Source organism: Marichromatium bheemlicum (assembly GCF_012276755.1).
Classification (GTDB): Bacteria; Pseudomonadota; Gammaproteobacteria; order Chromatiales; family Chromatiaceae; genus Marichromatium; species Marichromatium bheemlicum.
On sequence record NZ_JAAXKX010000017.1, the window covers coordinates 43,052 to 59,865 of the forward strand.

The 16,814-nt window shown below is 68.5% G+C and carries 14 protein-coding genes; 10 read left to right on the forward strand and 4 right to left on the reverse strand.

Annotation, left to right across the window (positions count from 1 at the left end):
- Positions 1–6: 6 nt before the first annotated feature.
- Together HF203_RS11975 and HF203_RS11980 are read right to left on the reverse strand one after the other, a co-directional pair.
- A complete protein-coding gene (locus HF203_RS11975; protein ID WP_246221758.1) occupies positions 7–1,341 on the reverse strand; it encodes a sigma-54-dependent transcriptional regulator in 1,335 nt (444 codons plus the stop codon).
- Positions 1,342–2,195: 854 nt separating this feature from the next.
- Positions 2,196–3,809, reverse strand: a complete 1,614-nt coding sequence (locus tag HF203_RS11980; protein ID WP_168670014.1) for a sensor histidine kinase — start codon at positions 3,807–3,809, stop codon at positions 2,196–2,198.
- A 192-nt stretch (positions 3,810–4,001) separates the two neighbouring features.
- On the opposite strand from HF203_RS11980, the gene sucC reads away from it, so the two are divergent.
- The 4 genes from sucC to HF203_RS12000 all read left to right on the forward strand — a co-directional run bounded on the left by sucC (position 4,002) and on the right by HF203_RS12000 (position 8,147).
- Positions 4,002–5,186 carry an ADP-forming succinate--CoA ligase subunit beta gene (gene sucC, locus HF203_RS11985; protein ID WP_168670016.1) on the forward strand — a complete coding sequence of 395 codons (1,185 nt, stop codon included), beginning with the start codon at positions 4,002–4,004 and terminating at the stop codon, positions 5,184–5,186.
- Complete coding sequence (sucD, locus tag HF203_RS11990; RefSeq protein WP_168670018.1) at positions 5,183–6,055, forward strand: succinate--CoA ligase subunit alpha; 873 nt, start codon at positions 5,183–5,185, stop codon at positions 6,053–6,055. Before sucC ends, sucD begins: the two co-directional genes overlap by 4 nt.
- 20 nt (positions 6,056–6,075) lie before the next feature.
- Positions 6,076–7,695 carry an NAD+ synthase gene (locus HF203_RS11995; RefSeq protein ID WP_210424762.1) on the forward strand — a complete coding sequence of 540 codons (1,620 nt, stop codon included), beginning with the start codon at positions 6,076–6,078 and terminating at the stop codon, positions 7,693–7,695.
- Positions 7,696–7,808: 113 nt separating this feature from the next.
- Positions 7,809–8,147: a P-II family nitrogen regulator gene (locus HF203_RS12000; RefSeq protein ID WP_168670022.1), complete on the forward strand. Its 339-nt coding sequence runs from the start codon at positions 7,809–7,811 to the stop codon at positions 8,145–8,147.
- 89 nt (positions 8,148–8,236) lie between these two features.
- On the opposite strand, the gene HF203_RS12005 is transcribed toward HF203_RS12000, so the two are convergent.
- Positions 8,237–9,064, reverse strand: a complete 828-nt coding sequence (locus tag HF203_RS12005; protein WP_168670024.1) for an outer membrane protein assembly factor BamD — start codon at positions 9,062–9,064, stop codon at positions 8,237–8,239.
- A 96-nt stretch (positions 9,065–9,160) separates the two neighbouring features.
- Here HF203_RS12005 and rluD point away from each other — a divergent pair, with 96 nt between their 5' ends.
- The 6 genes from rluD (at position 9,161) to gshA (ending at position 15,895) form a co-directional block, all read left to right on the forward strand.
- A complete protein-coding gene (gene rluD, locus HF203_RS12010; RefSeq protein WP_168670026.1) occupies positions 9,161–10,144 on the forward strand; it encodes a 23S rRNA pseudouridine(1911/1915/1917) synthase RluD in 984 nt (327 codons plus the stop codon).
- Entirely contained in the window at positions 10,125–10,889 is a 765-nt protein-coding gene (pgeF, locus tag HF203_RS12015) for a peptidoglycan editing factor PgeF (protein ID WP_168670028.1), read from the forward strand. The genes rluD and pgeF overlap by 20 nt, the downstream gene beginning before the upstream one ends.
- Positions 10,882–11,403 carry a glycine cleavage system transcriptional repressor gene (locus HF203_RS12020; protein WP_168670030.1) on the forward strand — a complete coding sequence of 174 codons (522 nt, stop codon included), beginning with the start codon at positions 10,882–10,884 and terminating at the stop codon, positions 11,401–11,403. The genes pgeF and HF203_RS12020 overlap by 8 nt, the downstream gene beginning before the upstream one ends.
- A gap of 3 nt (positions 11,404–11,406) precedes the next feature.
- Positions 11,407–11,934 carry a peptide deformylase gene (def, locus tag HF203_RS12025; RefSeq protein WP_168670032.1) on the forward strand — a complete coding sequence of 176 codons (528 nt, stop codon included), beginning with the start codon at positions 11,407–11,409 and terminating at the stop codon, positions 11,932–11,934.
- Positions 11,935–12,130: 196 nt separating this feature from the next.
- On the forward strand, positions 12,131–14,233 hold the full coding sequence (locus tag HF203_RS12030) for a carboxy terminal-processing peptidase (RefSeq protein ID WP_168670034.1): 2,103 nt from the start codon (positions 12,131–12,133) through the stop codon (positions 14,231–14,233).
- 63 nt (positions 14,234–14,296) lie between these two features.
- Positions 14,297–15,895 carry a glutamate--cysteine ligase gene (gshA, locus tag HF203_RS12035; RefSeq protein WP_168670035.1) on the forward strand — a complete coding sequence of 533 codons (1,599 nt, stop codon included), beginning with the start codon at positions 14,297–14,299 and terminating at the stop codon, positions 15,893–15,895.
- A gap of 58 nt (positions 15,896–15,953) precedes the next feature.
- Here gshA and HF203_RS12040 read toward each other — a convergent pair whose 3' ends face one another.
- A complete protein-coding gene (locus HF203_RS12040; protein ID WP_168670036.1) occupies positions 15,954–16,541 on the reverse strand; it encodes a hypothetical protein in 588 nt (195 codons plus the stop codon).
- Between the last annotated feature and the right edge of the window lie 273 nt (positions 16,542–16,814).

Sequence of the window (16,814 nt, forward strand, 5' to 3'; positions counted from 1 at the left end):
GAATCGCTACTCGATCCCGAGCCGGGTGAGTCGGTAGTGCAACGAGCGCTGTGACATCCCCAGCCGCCGTGCCGCGGCGGCGTGGTCCCACTGCATCGGATCGGGCGGGACGGGCGCGCTGTCGGGGGGCGGGGCGGGCGCGGTGGTCACCGGCGTGGTCTCGGGAAGATAGAGGTCAGCGGCCTCGATCCGGCTGTGCTCGCACAATGCCGTGGCGCGCTCGAGGATGTTCTCGAGTTCGCGCACATTACCGGGAAAGGGGTGGCGCGCGAGTGTCGCCAGTGCCTCGGGTGAGAGCGGCAGGGGGGCGGTGGCGGTCTTGTCGGCGATGCGTGCGAGCAGCCAGTCGGCCAGCGCGGGGATGTCCTCGCTGCGCTCACGCAGCGGTGGCATGCGCAGCTCGATGACGTTGATGCGGTAGAACAGGTCCTGGCGGAAGCGCCCGCGTTCGACCTCGGCGTTGAGGTCGCGGTGGCTGGCGCTGATCAGGCGCACGTCGACCGGTTGCTCGCGCTGGGTGCCGATCGGGCGCACTGCCTTTTCCTGGATCGCACGCAGCAGCTTGACCTGGGTCTGTAGCGGTAGCTCGGCGACCTCGTCGAGAAACAGGGTGCCGCCCTCGGCGGCCTGGAACAGCCCCTGTTTGTCGCTGCTGGCGCCGGTGAAGCTGCCCTTCTTGTGGCCAAACAGCTCGCTCTCGACCAGGTCGTGGGGGATGGCGCCGCAGTTGAGCGCGACGAAGGGACCGTCGCACCGTGGTCCCTGGGCGTGGATCAGCCGCGCGGCCAGCTCCTTACCGGTGCCGCTCTCGCCGGTGACGAACACCGGCGCCTGGCTGCGTGCGAGCTTGGCGATGAGTTGGCGGATACGCGCCATCGCGGGCGAGGCGCCGAGTAGCTGGGGCGCGGCGGCGTCGGATTCGCCACCGGGGCGGTGGCTGAGCTTGAGCGCGGCTGCGACGAGTTGACGCAGCCGCTGCAGCTCCACCGGCTTGGAGACGAAATCGAAGGCCCCGGCCTTCATCGCCTCGACCGCCGAGTCCATGTTGCCGTAGGCGGTGATCATCGCCACCGGCAGCTCCGGGTGACGGGCGCCGATGTGGCGGATCAGCTCGATGCCGTTGCCGTCGGGCAGCTTCATGTCGGTCAGACAGAGGTCGAAGGACTGCTCGGTGAGGCGGGCGCGCGCCTCGGCCACGCTGGTTGCGGTTACGGCGTGGATCTCCATGCGCGCGAGGGTGATTCGCAACAGCTCGAGGATATCGGTCTCGTCGTCGACGACGAGCGCCTGGGCCTTGTCGGTCGGCATCGGGTCGGTCTGGGTCCGTCGGTGGTAGGGCATGCGCTGCATCAAGGATAGCGCGGAGCGTCGACCGGTCGCCAGCGATCAGCGGTCAGAGAGATGAACCGCGAAGAGATGAACCGCGAAGATGAACCGCGAAGGCGCGAAGAGCGCGAAGATAGAGATAAGGTTTTCGGTCGCCAGCCGCCAGCCGCCAGCCGCCAGCCGCCAGCCGCCAGCCGCCAGCCGCCAGCCGCCAGCCGCCAGGATTGAACCGCAAAGCCGCGAAGTGCGCAAAGGGGATGATGCGTGATGTCGGCGTGAGGTCGCGGACGGTGCGGGCCTGCGCCGCCGTCGGGCGATCGCGCCCAGTGGTGGCTGGTCGCAGGTGGCTGACCGCTCAATCCCCCCTTCGCGCCCTTTGTCGTTCAATCTTTCCGGCTGGCTGCTGGGTTCAATCCGCCCGGTCCTCGTTCGTCGTGGTCGCGAACAGTCTCAGTCGGTTGGGTTAACCGTCCGCCCACCATGGCATCGACGAATCTGCGGCGCTCGTCGACGGTTAACCCAACATCGGGGCGCCGACCGCAGAGCTTCGATGCATGAAGGCGCGAAGAACGCGAAGCAGGAAAAGACCTCCTAGCGTCAGCCTGCAGCGAGCGGAGCAGGCTTGTCGTACCGTCAAGGTTGACTGCAACCCGAGACTGGAGGCTGCTTGCTGGAGGTCGGTCGCTTTCTTCGCGCCTTCAGCCGTCAGCCGCCAGTGGGGAGGGTGGCGTCCATGATGGCGGCAGTGGCCGATGTCTTGCGACGACGGCTGGAGGAGGAACGCCCACTGGAGGCTGACAGCTGGTAGCTGATTGCTTTTCCCTTCGCGTTCTTCGCGGCTTTGCGGTTCAACCCGCTGGCCGCTGGCCTCAATCCGCCCGGTCCTCGTTCGTCGTGGTCGCGAACAGTAGACGGAAGCGGCAGCCGCTGGGGCGGTTGGGCAGCAGCGCGAGGCTCATGGCGTTGCTCTCGGCCAGCTCGCGGGCGATGTAGAGGCCGAGCCCGGTGCCGCCGTGGCGAGTGGTGAAGAAGGGGTCGAAGATGGTGTCGGCGATCGCGGCGGGGATCCCGGGGCCCTGATCGATGACCTCGACGAGCGGGCGGCGGGTATGGAGGTCGCGATCGAGCACCAGGGTGATGACGCCCTCACCGCCGTGCACCAGGGCGTTCTCGCAGAGGTTGGCGAGGATCTGGTGAAGGTGCCTGGGATCGGCCTCGACGACGCCGGGGTCGCGTTCGAGGTGCAGGTGCACGCGACGTGGCTGGAGTTGGCGGGTCTGGTTGAACTCGTCGACGAAGCCGCGCAGCCACTCGTAGAGTTCGAGGGGATGGCGCTGGATCTGATCGCGTCGCGAGAGTTCGAGCACGCTGCTGACGATCTCGTCGATCCGGGCGCTGTTGCGGTGGACGATGGCGAGCAACTGCTGCTCGTCGTCGCCGAGCCCTGGCGACTCGGCGCACAGCTCGGCGGCGTGGGAGATGGCGCTCAAGGGGTTGCGGATGTTGTGGGCGATGCTGGCGGTGAGGGTGCCGAGTGCGGCGAGCTTGATCCGCTGCGCCTCGGCGGTGGCCTCGCGGTCGTCGCGCAGATAGACGATCACGCCGCTGGCGCGATCGGCGCCGAGCAGCTTGACGCTGGCACGCAGGGCGCGGTCTTGGTGGTTGATCACCGTCTGCCGGACGGCGCCGGGTTGGACGAGGCGTTCGAGTGCATCGGCGAGTGCGCGACTGACGGTCGCGAGTGCCCTTCCACGGTGCTGTCGAGCGGTGCCGAGCAGGTCGTGTGCGGCCTGATTCATCAGCCGCAGCCGACGTTCACCGTCGACCACCAGGATGCCGGTGGCCATGTTGTGGATGATGAAGGCGTTGAGTTTGGAGAGGTCGTCGAGATCGACCTGGCGCCGTGCCGCCAACGCCTCGGCGGTGCGCGCCCGGCGATAGAGCATCTGCGAGAGCAGCGCCACGGCGAAGAAGAGGATGCCGAGCAGCCCGGCCTGGGTGAAGGCGGGGGACTGGCCCTGCAGTGCCTGATAGCCTTGTTGGGTGATCACCGCGATGGCGGCGAGCGCGGCGAACAGCAGTGTCAGCCGTCCCTCCATGCTCAGCGCCCCGGCGGCCACCGTCACCGTCAGCAGGATCCCCAGGCCGCTAGCCACCCCGCCGGCGGCGTGCATCAGCAGGGTGAAGACGACGATGTCGACCAGGATCGCCAGGTAGACCTGGTGCTTGCGTGTTGGCCACCGACCGTAGAGACTCAGCCCGCTGAGCAGCACCAACAGGGTGTAGACCAGGAGCACCGACCAGGCCAGCTCGGTGTCGGCGCCGGCGAGCAGAGGGTCGACCGCGTTGGGCGAGAACACCAGGGTCAGCCCGACGACCAGCAGCAGCCGGATCAGTAACAACCAGCGCAGCGCCCCCCAGGTGGGATAGGATGCCGGGTCCAGCGGGGTGGTGGAGACGTGTGACTGGGGCTGCTGAGACATCGGGGACGTTGTCGAGACGCTGACGGTGCTTTGCCAAAGGCGCTGGAATTAGACCAGAATTATCGCGTTGCGAACATGGTTGGCAGGATGGCGCGCCCGCTGCGGCGTCCGCCACCATCGGTCGCGTCCCCCTGTCATCGCGGCGCCCCGGGGCGGGGGCGTCTTCTGTCATCAGCGTGACGACGAGTTTCGATGAATCTACACGAATACCAAGCGAAGCGGCTCTTGCGGGAGCGCGCAATCCCGGTGCCCGAGGGCTGCGAGGTGAGGACCCCGCAGCAGGCCAGGGCGGCCTGCGAACGACTCGGCGGCACGCGCTGGGCGGTCAAGGCGCAGATCCATGCCGGCGCCCGGGGCAAGGCCGGAGGCGTGGTGCTGTGCGACGACCCCGAGGCGGTCGAGCGCGAGGCGCGGCGACTGCTCGGCAGCCATCTGGTCACCGCGCAGACCGGCCCGCGCGGGCTGCCGGTCGAGACCCTGTTGATCGAGCGCCCGACGGCGATCGCCCGTGAACTCTATCTCGGGGTGTTGGTCGATCGTGCCAGCGAGCGGGTGGTGTTCATGGCCAGCGATGCCGGCGGGGTCGACATCGAGGCGGTGGCCGCGGCCACCCCCGAGCGCATCCTGCGCATCGCCGTGCACCCGGCCCCCGGGCTACGGCCCTATCATGCGCGCCGTCTCGGCTACGGGCTGGGGCTCGAGCGCGCGCAGATCGAGGCGCTCGGGCGACTGCTCGCCGCGCTCTATGCGCTCGCCCTCGAGCACGATGCCACCCTGATCGAGATGAACCCGCTGGTGGTCACCGAAGGCGGTGAGTTGGTCGCGCTCGATGCCAAGATCGAACTCGACGACAACGCGCTCTATCGCCACCCCGAGCTGAGCGCATTGCGTGATCTCGGTCAGGAGGACGACCGCGAGGCCACCGCGCGCGGCCATGCGCTCAACTACATCAGCCTCGAGGGCAACATCGGCTGCATGGTCAACGGTGCCGGGCTGGCGATGGCGACCATGGACCTGGTCAAGCTCCACGGCGGCACCCCGGCCAACTTCCTCGACGTCGGTGGCGGCGCCACCGCCGAGCGGGTGGCCGAGGCCTTCAAGCTGATCCTGTCCGACCCCAAGGTTGAAGCTGTGCTGGTCAATATCTTCGGCGGCATCGTGCGCTGTGACCTGATCGCCGAGGGCATCATGCAAGCGGTGCGCGAGGTCCAGGTCGCCGTCCCGGTGGTGGTGCGTCTGGAGGGCACCAACGCCGCCCAAGGGCGTGCGCTGCTCGCCGCCAGTGGGCTGGCGCTGGAGCCGGCGAGCAGTCTCAACGATGCGGCGGCCCGGGTGGTCGCCTTGGCGGGCGGTGCCCGCGAGGAGCAGGGGCGATGAGCGTACTGATCGATGCCGATACCCGGGTGATCTGCCAGGGCTTCACCGGCCGTCAGGGCACCTTTCACAGTGAACAGGCGATCGCCTACGGCACCAACCTGGTCGGCGGCGTGACCCCGGGCAAGGGGGGGCAGCGTCATCTCGACCGCCCGGTGTTCGATACCGTCCACGAGGCGGTGGCCGCCACCGGGGCCGATGCGAGCATGATCTACGTGCCCGCGCCCTTTGCCGCCGATGCCATCCTCGAGGCCGCCGATGCCGGTATCCGGGTGATCGTGTGCATCACCGAGGGCATTCCGGTGCACGACATGTTGCGGGTCAAGACGGCGCTCGCCGGTACCGGGGTCTGTCTGATCGGCCCCAACTGCCCCGGGGTGATCACCCCGGAGGCGTGCAAAATCGGCATCATGCCCGCTGACATCCACAGCCGGGGCCGGGTCGGGATCGTCTCGCGCTCGGGGACGCTCACCTACGAGGCGGTGTGGCAGACCACCCAGGTCGGGCTCGGTCAGAGCACCTGTATCGGTATCGGCGGCGACCCCGTCCACGGGCTCGACTTCGTCGACTGTCTGGCGTTGTTCGAGGACGACCCCGAGACCGAGGGCGTGATCCTGGTCGGCGAGATCGGCGGTGGCGCCGAGGAGGCCGCGGCGCGTTTCATCGAGCAGCGCATGAGCAAGCCGGTGGTGGCCTACATCGCCGGGGTGACCGCGCCCCCGGGCAAGCGCATGGGCCATGCCGGGGCGATCGTCACCGGCGGGCAGGGCACCGCCGAGGGCAAGTTCGCCGCGCTCGATGCCGCCGGGGTGGCGGTGGTGCGCTCGCCGGCGCTGATGGGCGCGCGGATCGCCGAGCTGTTGAAGCCGTGATGGGTGCCGTGACGAAGACAATGCCGTCGCCGAGCCGGGTGCGGCTCGTGCAGTGCAATCCGCTGGTCGGCGACATTGCCGGTAACACCGAGCAGGTGATCGCCGCGCTCGCCACCGCCCGTGCCGAGGGCATCGATCTAGCGGTCTTCCCCGAGCTGATGCTCACCGGCTACCCCCCCGAGGACTTGCTGCTGCGCCCGGAGTGCGCCGAGCGGGTCGAGGCGGCGCTGGCGCGCATCCGCGCCGCGAGCGCCGGCATCACCCTGGTGCTCGGCTATCCGCGTGCCGCCGGCGGTGAGTTGTGCAACGTCGCCGGGGTGATCCGCGACGGCGAGACGGTCGTCGAGTACGCCAAGCAGGCGCTGCCCAACTACGGCGTGTTCGACGAGAAACGCTACTTCCGGCCCGGCACCCTGGCCGGGGTGTTCGAGCACCGCGGGCTGCGCGTCGGGTTGAGCGTGTGCGAGGACATCTGGCAGGAGGCGCCGACCCGCCAGGCGGTCGAGGCCGGCGCCCAGCTGCTGGTCAACATCAACGCCTCGCCCTTCCACGCCGGCAAGCGCGTCGAGCGCGAGGCAGTGGTGGCGCGCCGCGCGCGCGAGCACGCGCTGCCGATCCTCTATGTCAACCTGGTCGGTGGTCAGGACGAGCTGGTGTTCGACGGCGCCTCCTTTGCCGTCGATGGCGCAGGCGAGCTGGTTGCGCGGGCGCCTTGTTTCGACGCGGCACAGCTCGATCTGGTGCTCGATGCCGACGGGGTGCCCGGTGCGGCGTGCGTCGATGTGCCTCAGCCGCAACCGCTCGATGACGAGGCGGCGATCTACCGCGCGCTGGTGCTGGGGGTACGTGACTATGCGCGCAAGAACGGCTTCAAGGGGGCGGTGCTCGGACTCTCGGGCGGGATCGACTCGGCGCTGACCCTGGCGATTGCGGTCGATGCGCTCGGTGCCGAGCACGTCGAGGCGGTGCTGATGCCCTCGCGCTATACCGCCGATATCAGCAACGAGGACGCCTTCGAGGAGGCGCGTCGGCTCGGGGTCCGGGCTCACCAAGTCCCCATCGGTCCGGCCTTCGACGCCTTTCTCGAACTGCTCGAACCGGTCTTCGCCGGCGCCCCGGCCGATGTCACCGAGGAGAACATCCAGGCGCGCTGTCGTGGGGTGCTGTTGATGGCCATCAGCAACAAGCGCGGCTATCTGCTGCTCACCACCGGTAACAAGAGCGAGGTGGCGGTCGGTTACGCCACCCTCTACGGCGACATGGCTGGCGGTTTTGCGCCGATCAAGGACGTGCCCAAGCAGCTCGTCTACCGGCTCGCGCGTTACCGCAACCGCGAGGCCGAGGTGATCCCGGAGCGGGTGATCACCCGCGCCCCCTCGGCCGAGCTGCGTCCCGACCAAACCGACCAGGATAGCCTGCCGCCCTATGACCGGCTCGACGAGATCCTGCGCCGTTATGTCGAGTGTGACGAGGGCGTCGCGGCCATCGTCGCCGCCGGTTATGCGCGCGAGGAGGTCGAGCGCGTCGCGCGCCTGGTCGATCGCAGCGAGTACAAGCGCCGTCAGGCCGCGCCCGGGGTGCGCATCTCCGCGCGGGCCTTCGGGCGCGATCGGCGCTATCCCATCACCAGCGGCTTCTGAACCCGGCAGCCGATGCCGAGGCACCCTGGGCGCGGCCCGGGGGCCGCTGTCTTTTGCCCGGACGCAAACGTATACTCACGGCCAGGCCGTGATCCACACTGGAGAGAGATTGCATGAAAAAGGTCGAAGCGATCATCAAGCCCTTCAAGCTCGACGACGTCCGTGAGGCGCTGTCGGCGGCCGGCATCACCGGCATGACCGCCATCGAGGTCAAGGGGTTCGGGCGCCAGAAGGGTCATACCGAACTCTATCGCGGCGCCGAGTACGTGGTCGATTTCCTGCCCAAGGTGAAGATCGACCTGATCGTCGGCGATGATCAGGTCGAGGACTGTATCAGTGCGATCATGACCGCCGCGCGCACCGGCAAGATCGGCGACGGCAAGATCTTCGTCTCCGACGTGCAGCGGGTGGTGCGCATCCGCACCGGTGAGGAGGACGAGGCGGCGATCTAGGCCGCGATCGGGCGCCGCGCCCAGCGCACCGTCGGGGTTACGGCCGATCGCAGACGCTGCGCGGGGCGGGCGCCCCGAGGGGCGCGGGCTCAGTTCTCGTCGAGGCTGAGATAGTCCCAGACCTTGCGCGCGAGGCTGATCTCCTCGGGCTTGGGCGTGTCGTCGACGAGTCGCCCGGCCTCGCGGTTGACCTCGAGCACCCGGCGCGCGGCGGCGGCCAGCTGCGTCTTGCCGAGCGCCTCGTAGGCGTCGATCATCACCTCCAGCGCATCCTCTACCGCGCTGGTGCGCTGGAAACGGTGGATGACGTACTCAGCGCGATTGGCCGCGGCCAGATAGGCCCCCCGCTTCATGTAATAGCGCGCGACATTGACCTCGTGCTTGGCGAGGTTGTTGCGCAGGTAGAGCATGCGCTGGCGGGCATCGGCGGCATAGCGGCTCTCCGGGAAGCGTTCGACGAGGATGGCGAAGTCCTCGAAGGCGTCGAGCGCCGAGCCCGGGTCGCGCTGCGACGGGTCGGTGGGGATGTAGCGGTCGAGGAAGCCGACGCTGCGGTTGTAGTTGACGATCCCCTTGAGATAGTAGGCGTAGTCGACGAAGGGGTTCTGCGGATAGAGCTTGATGAAGCGGTCCGCCGCGGCCAGCGCCGCCTCCGGCTCGTCGGCACGATAATTGGCGTAGGCGACGTCGAGCTGGGCCTGCATGGCATAACGCCCGAACGGATAGCGCGCCTCGAGTTTTTCGTAGTATTCGATCGCCCGTGTGTAGTTGCCTGCGTCGAGTTCGGCGGCGGCCTCGGCGTAGAGCTTGGACGCGCCCCAGTTCGCGGTCTGGTCGATCTCTTCGCCGAACACGCCACAGCCGGCGAGCAGCGCGGCGAGCAGCAGCGCGGGAAGTCGTGTTAACGTTCTTGGCATGTCCGTGGAATACCTGTTCGAAAATCATTCCAGTATACGCGAAGGTGTCTTCGCCAGCGCCCCCCCTTTGGCCCCCCGGAGCGGGGTGGGGGTGGCGTGAACAGCGGAGTCGTACACCAACGCATCGACCGTGATCTGGTGCTCGATGCCGGCCACGCCGGGCGGCGTCTCGACCAGGTGCTCGCCGAGCTGCTGCCGGAGTTCTCGCGCAGTCGTTTGCAGCAGTGGGTCGAGTCCGGCGAGCTGCTCGTCGACGACCAGCGCCGGCGTCCGCGCGACAAGGTCTGGGGGGGAGAGCGCGTGCGTCTTGCCGCCACCCTGGCGCTCGACGAGCGTTGTCTGGCGCAACCGATCGCGCTCGACATCGTCCATGAGGACGAGGCCCTGCTGGTGGTCAACAAGCCCGCCGGGCTGGTGGTGCACCCGGCCGCCGGCAACCCCGACGGCACCCTGCAGAACGCACTGCTCCATCACGATCCGGGGTTGGCGGCACTGCCGCGGGCCGGGATCGTCCATCGTCTCGACAAGGACACCTCGGGGCTGCTGGTGGTGGCCAAGACGCTCACCGCCCACCGCTCGCTGGTCGAGCAGCTGCGCTTGCACGAGGTCCATCGCGAGTATCGTGCCCTGGTGATCGGCGAGTGTGTCGCCGGTGGTCGGGTCGAGGCCCCGGTGGGACGCCATCCCACCCAGCGCACGCGCATGGCGGTGGTCGCCGGCGGGCGCCCGGCGGTGACTCACTACCGGGTGCTCGAGCGCTTCCCCGGTCACACCCTGCTTGCCGTCGAGCTCGAGACCGGGCGCACCCACCAGATCCGCGTACATATGTCACACCTGCGCTATCCCCTGGTCGGGGATCGTGTCTATGGTGGCCGACCGCGCCCGCCGCGCGGCTGCAGTGTGGCGGTGCGCGAGGCACTGCAACACTTCCCGCGCCAGGCGCTGCACGCCATCCGGCTCGGCCTGCGTCACCCCGAGCAGGGCCGGGTCTGTCACTGGGAGGTGCCGATGGCTGCTGATCTGGAGGCACTGCTCGCGCAGCTGCGCGAGGAGGGCGGGAATGACGCCGATCCGACCTGACTGGCCGGCCCCCGCGGCGGTCCGTGCATTGGTCACCACCCGTAGCGGTGGTGTCAGCCAGGGCCCTTATGCCAGCCTCAATCTCGCCACCCACGTCGGGGACGACCCAGCGCGGGTGGCACGCAATCGTGCCCTGCTGCGCCAGCACGCGGGCCTGCCGAGCGAGCCGCTGTGGCTCGATCAGGTCCATGGCTGTGTCGTCGCCGATGATGCCGCTGCGCTCGGTTGTCAGGCCGATGCCGCGGTCAGCGCCTGGCCGGGGCGGGTGTGCGCGGTGCTCACCGCCGATTGCCTGCCGCTGCTGCTGTGCGATCGTGAAGGCACCCGGGTGGCGGCGGTGCATGCCGGCTGGCGGGGGCTGGCCGGCGGGGTGATCGAGCGCACCCTGGCCGCGCTGGCGCTCGAGCCCTCGCGGCTGCTCGCCTGGTTGGGACCGGCCATCGGTCCTTCGGCCTTCGAGGTCGGCCCCGAGGTGCGCGCGCGCTTCGTCGATCTCGATGTCGCCGCGGCTGACGCCTTTCGTCCTGGCCGGGCCGGGCGCTGGCTGGCCGATCTGTTCATGCTGGCCCGTCAACGATTAGTGGCCGCCGGGGTCCCGGCGGTTTACGGCGGCGGACAGTGCACCCATATCGATCCCCAACGATTCTTTTCATATCGGCGTGACGGCACCACCGGACGGATGGCCAGTCTGATCTGGCTCGACCCGGCCGTCGCCGCGCCCCCTGGAGACCCTGAACATGTCTGACTGGATGATGTTGACCCTGGTCGGTGCCGACCGGCCCGGGATCGTCTCGCGCGTCACCCGCGCGCTTTGCGGCGTCGGCTGCAACCTCGGTGAGGCCTCGATGCTGCGCCTCGGTGGCAACTTCACCATCATGATGATGGTGGCGACCGAGCGGCCCGAGTCGGCATTGCGCGAGGCGCTCGCGCCGGTGGCCGAGACGCTCGGGCTGCGGCTGCACATCGACACCGTCAACGGTGATCTGCACCAACATCTGCTGCCCAATGTCCAGGTCCGGGTGAGCGGGGCCGATCGCACCGGCATCGTCGCCGACGTCACCGAGGCGCTGGCCGAGCAGGGCTTCCACATCCTCGAGCTGGAGTCGGACGTTGCCGGTGACAGCGCCAGTCCGCTCTACATCATGAACATCCAGGGCTACAGCGAGTGCTCGCTGGAGACGCTGACCGGGGCCCTCGCCGGACTGGACCGGCGTGGTGTCTCGGTCGAGGTTGCGCCCATCGACGTGATGATCGGCTGACCGATGGCCATACTCGATATCCTCAAACTCCCGGACCCGCGGCTCAAGCAGGTCTCGACCCCGGTCGAGCACTTCGATGCGGCCTTGCGTGACTTCGTCGCCGATCTCGAGGAGACCCGCCAGGACGGGCCCGCCGCCGTCGGCATCGCCGCGCCCCAGGTCGGACACTTCGAGCGCATCGTGATCGTCGACTGCTCCTCGCGCCCGAAGACCCCCAACCATGGCAATCTGGTGTTGATCAATCCCGAGATCGTCCACTGGGAGGGCTATGCGATGGGGCGTGAGGGCTGTCTGTCGGTGCCTGATTACACCGGCAACGTGATCCGCGCCACCCAGATCCGGCTGCGTGCCCAGGACCCCGAAGGCGTGGTCCACGAGTACGAGATGGAGGGCTACGAGGCGCGCGCGGTACAGCACGAGATCGACCACCTTGATGGCATGTTGTTCGTCGATCGGGTGGTGAGCCGGCGCACCGATCTGTACCGGCGCAAGACCTACGCCAAGAAAAAATCCCCGAAGTCGGCGGCCTGAGTGTGCGCGGCGTCGTTGCGCCGGTGCGTTGAAGCCCTCGATAATCGGCCTTAATTCGCCCCCATGGACGGGTTGCGGGGCGCTGCCCGTGCAGCCCTCGCCGCGGCGTCTGCGCCATTTCGGGCGCGACGCGCTGCGCCACCCTCCGCCAACCGTCAGCCCCCGCGAGCCGGGGGTCCGAACACGAGTACCGCTCATGAGACCGCGTCCCCTACGGTATCTATCCTCACTCGCCTTGCTGCTGGTAGCCGGACTGGCCGTCGCCTCGCCGCGCCCGGTGGCGCTCGCCGACCTTTATCCGGTCCCCGAGCAGACCAAGTCGGCGGTGGTCATCAACCAGGTGCTCGAGCGCTATCACTATCGCAAGCTCTCGCTCGATCCGGCCTTCGCCCGGGCGGTGCTGGTGAACTATCTCGATGCCCTCGATCCGAGCAAGTCATTCTTCCTCGCCCGCGACGTGCGCCGTTTCGAGGACGGTGGTCGTCGTCTCGACGAGCGGCTGCGGCGCGGTGAACTCGATACCGCCTTCGACATCTTCCGTCTCTATCGCATGCGGGTCGACGACCGTGTCGACTATGCCTTGCAATTGCTGCAGGGCGAGTTCGACTTCTCCCGCGACGAGCACTATGCGCTCGAGCCGGCCGAGGACGCCTGGGCCGAGGACGGCGCCGCGCTCGACGAGCGTTGGCGCAAGCGGGTGAAGAACGACTTCCTGGTGCTGCGTCTGGCCGATCGTAGCGATGAGGACATCCGCGAGCGGCTGCGCAAGCGCTACGAGGGGTTGGCGCGGCGCATCGAGCAGTTCGACCGCGATGATGTCTTCCAGACCTTCATGAACGCCTACACCCTGGCGCTCGAGCCCCACACCAGCTATATGTCGCCGAGCACCTCGGAGAACTTCGACATCAGCATGAAGCTCTCGCTCGAGGGCATCGGTGCGGTGCTGCGTGCCGACAATGAGTACACCGTGGTGCAAAGCACGGTGCCCGGTGGTCCGGCCCGCGAGTCGGGCCAGGTGCACACCGGCGACCAGATCGTCGGCGTCGGTCAGGGGCTCGACGGCCCCTTCGAGGACGTGGTCGGGTGGCGACTGGAGGACGTGGTCGAGAAGATCCGCGGTCCCAAGGGCTCGGTGGTGCGCCTGCAGCTGCTCTCCAAGGGCGCTGGGGTGAGTGCACGGACCCGCGAGGTCGCGCTGGTGCGCAACGAGATCAAGCTCGAGGACCAGGCGGCCAAGAGTTATGTCATCGACGACCTCGAGAGCGCCGCCGGGGTACGCGTCGGGGTGATCGAGATCCCCGCCTTCTATCGTGACTTCCAGGCCGAAGGCGAGGGGCGGCGTGACTTCCGCAGCACCACCCGTGATGTCCGCGCGTTGATCGACGATCTGGTGATGCAGGGCGTCAATGGCCTGCTGATCGACCTGCGTGCCAACGGCGGTGGCTCGCTGGCCGAGGCCACCGCGCTCACCGGGCTGTTCATCGACACCGGGCCGGTGGTCCAGGTCAAGGATGCCTTCGGTCGCGTCGAGGTCGAGTCCGACCCCGAGCCCGGGGTGCTCTACACCGGGCCGCTGGCGGTGCTGGTCGATCGTGACAGCGCCTCGGCCTCGGAGATCTTCGCCGCCGCCATCCAGGACCACGGGCGCGGTTGGGTGATCGGCGAGCCGACCTTCGGTAAGGGGACGGTACAGACCCTGATCGATCTCAACCGCTATGTCCCCGGTGAGCAGACCGACCTCGGTCGGCTGCGTCTGACCATGGCCGAGTTCTTCCGCATCAGTGGTGGCAGTACCCAGTTGCGTGGCGTCGAGCCCGACATCCGTTTCCCCACCGCCGATACCGTCATCGATCACGGTGAGCGTGCCCTCGACAACCCGTTGCCGTGGACGCGGATCTCGCCGGCGACCTACCGCCACCTCGACATGGCCGGCGATGTCGAGACGCTGATCGACAGATCGCAGGCGCGCATCGCCGATGACCCCGGTTTCCGCATGCTCACCGAGCGCGGCAAGTTGCTGGCCGAGATGAAGGAACGCACCCTGGTCTCGCTCAACGAGCGCGCACGTCGTGCCGAGGACGAGCGCCTGGAGTCGGCCTTCAAGGCCCATCAGGATCGCTTCCTGCGTGCCCATGGCATCACCCCGGTCGACGAGGACGCAGACCCCATCGACGAGGAGGCGCTCGAGGCCCAGCGCGAGGCGATCTCACGCATCCAGGTCGAGGAAGCCGCACGTATCCTCGCCGATGCGATCGTGCTCGGCCGCCAGGCGCCGCCGCGTGCGGCGATGACCCACTGACCCTCCCGGCCGGCTGCGATCATCGCATCCGGCCGCTCTCCGCAAGACTCAAGGACACCCCCTTTGAACGACCCCCGATCGACCTACGCGCGCCGTGTCGAGCAGCTCGCCACCGCCACCGACGACCTCTTCGCCGGCAATCGCATCGGCCTGGAAAAGGAGGGGCTACGCGTCTCCCCCACCGGCCAGCTCGCCACTACCCCACACCCGTCCGCGCTCGGTGCCGCGCTCACCCATCCCTACATCACCACCGACTTCTCTGAGGCCCTGCTCGAGCTGATCACCCCGGCGCTTACCCGCGCCGAGGAGGCACTCGCCTTTCTCACCGATCTCCATGCCCATGTCCACCACCACCTCGACGACGAGCTGTTGTGGGCGACGAGTATGCCCTGCGTGCTCAAAGGGGGGCGGCAGATCCCACTGGCGCGCTACGGTTGTTCCAATGCCGGGCGGATGAAGACCGTCTACCGCCGTGGGTTGGGTAACCGCTACGGGCGCACCATGCAGGTGATCGCCGGGATCCACTACAACTTCTCCTTCGGCGAGGGGTTCTGGGTGCGGCTCCAAGCGATCGAGGGCGACCGTGGCGCGGCCCGCGCCTTTCGCGATCGCATGCAGATGGGGATGCTGCGCAACCTGCAGCGCATCGGCTGGCTGGTGCCCTATCTGTTCGGGGCCTCGCCGGCGATCTGCGCGAGTTTTGTGCAGGGGCAGGAGACCGATCTCGAACACTTCGACGACACCACCCTCTACTATCCGTACGCCACCTCGCTGCGTATGGGCGACATCGGTTACCAGAACCAGCAGGAGGAGGGCACCGGCATCAAGGCGAGCTATGACAGCCTCGCCGACTATGTACGCACCCTCACCTGGGCGATCGAGACCCCCTGTCCCGAGTACCAGCGCCTCGGTGTCAAGGTCGGTGAGCGCTACGAACAGCTCAACGCCAACGTGTTGCAGATCGAGAATGAGTACTACAGCACGGTGCGCCCCAAGCAGCTCACCGAGTGGATGGAACGCCCGACCCTGGCGCTCGCCCGTCGCGGCATCCGCTATGTCGAGCTGCGCTCACCCGATATCGATGTCTTCGAGCCGACCGGGACCAGCCTCGAGCAGCTCCACTTCCTCGAGCTGATGATGCTCCACTGCTTGCTCGCCGACAGCCCGTTGGTCGATGCCGCCGAGCGGCGCGCCATCGATACCAACCTGGTGCGCACCGCGCACCGCGGACGCGAACCGGGGTTGACCCTGGTGCGTGCCGGGCGCGAGATCGCCTTGCGTGACTGGGCCGAGGAGTTGCTCGATCGCTTTGCGGTGCTCGCCGAATTGCTCGACGGTGGTAGCGACGGACCACGGGCAGCGAGCCTGCGGATACAGCGCGACAAGGTAGCCGATGCCACGGCCACGCCCTCAGCGCGGGTGCTCGCCGAGATGCGCGCCCACGGCGAGGGTTTCTTCGCCTTCGCCCAGCGGATGTCGAGCGCGCATCGCGCCTACTTCCAGGGGCGTCGACCGAGCGCCAGCCATCAGGTGCTGTTCGAGCGCTTGGCGCGCGACTCGCACCAGCAGCAGCAGGCACTCGAGCGCAGCGAGACGGAGGGCTTCGATGACTTCCTGGCGCGCTACTTCGCCCAGGGCGAGGGAGAGGCCGGGGCGGCCTGAGCCCCGAGGCCTCGGCGCGAGCCGGGGTCGTCGAGGCTGAGGGGCCCCGAGGCGGGGGTCAGTCCGCCGCGGCCGCCGCCGCGGTGTCCTGCTCGGGCGCTGTGGCGGGGAGCGGGGCGCGCTGGGGGTAGACCGACATCATCGCCTCGATCGCGGCGCGGCGGGCCTCCATCGCCTCACGCATCTTGGTGCGGTAGGTCTCGAGCGCCTGGCGACGGGTCTCGATGTCGACCGCGGGTGCCGGCATCTCGTGGCGCTGGCCATAAGCCGGCGGGGTCGGACGCTGGCCGAAGGCAGGTGGCTCGGGCAGATCGGCGATGCCGGGGATCTCCGGCATCGCTGGCATGGCGGGCAGCTCCGGGGGGGCGCCGAAGGCGGGCATCGCCGGACGCTCGGGGAAGGCCGGCGGCTGCTGCGGCATGGCGAAGGCCCCCGCCTGCTGTTCCATGAAGCGTCGCTGTGCCTCCATCGCCTGCTCGATCGCCTGGGCGCGGCGCTCGGCGAAGGCTTGCTGCTGCGCGGCGAAGGCCTGGTGTTGCTCCGGGGTCATGGGCGCGGGGGCGTAGGGCGCGCCATACCAGGCGTTGGCGGCGGTGGCCGTGGCGCCGAGGAGGAGGGCTGAGGCTGCGGTGACGAGTCTGGACATTGAACACACCTTGTGGTTTCGAGGGGTTGGGGTGAGTCGATGACAGGAGGCTCCGGGGCGCGTTCAGCGCCGGCCATCACCGGCTCGACGCCTGGTCGTGGGGCCGGTGCGGACGTCCCTGTCGGGTTGAATCTGCTGGCGCGCCTCATCCCGGTCGCGCGGGGCCGCGGCGCGAGGCGCGCCGTCATCCGGTCCGCGCCCAGGGCCGCGCAGCGCGGTCTCGGTCGCCTGTCACACCGGCGCAACGCCAGGGAGTCGATCGGATCAGGCATT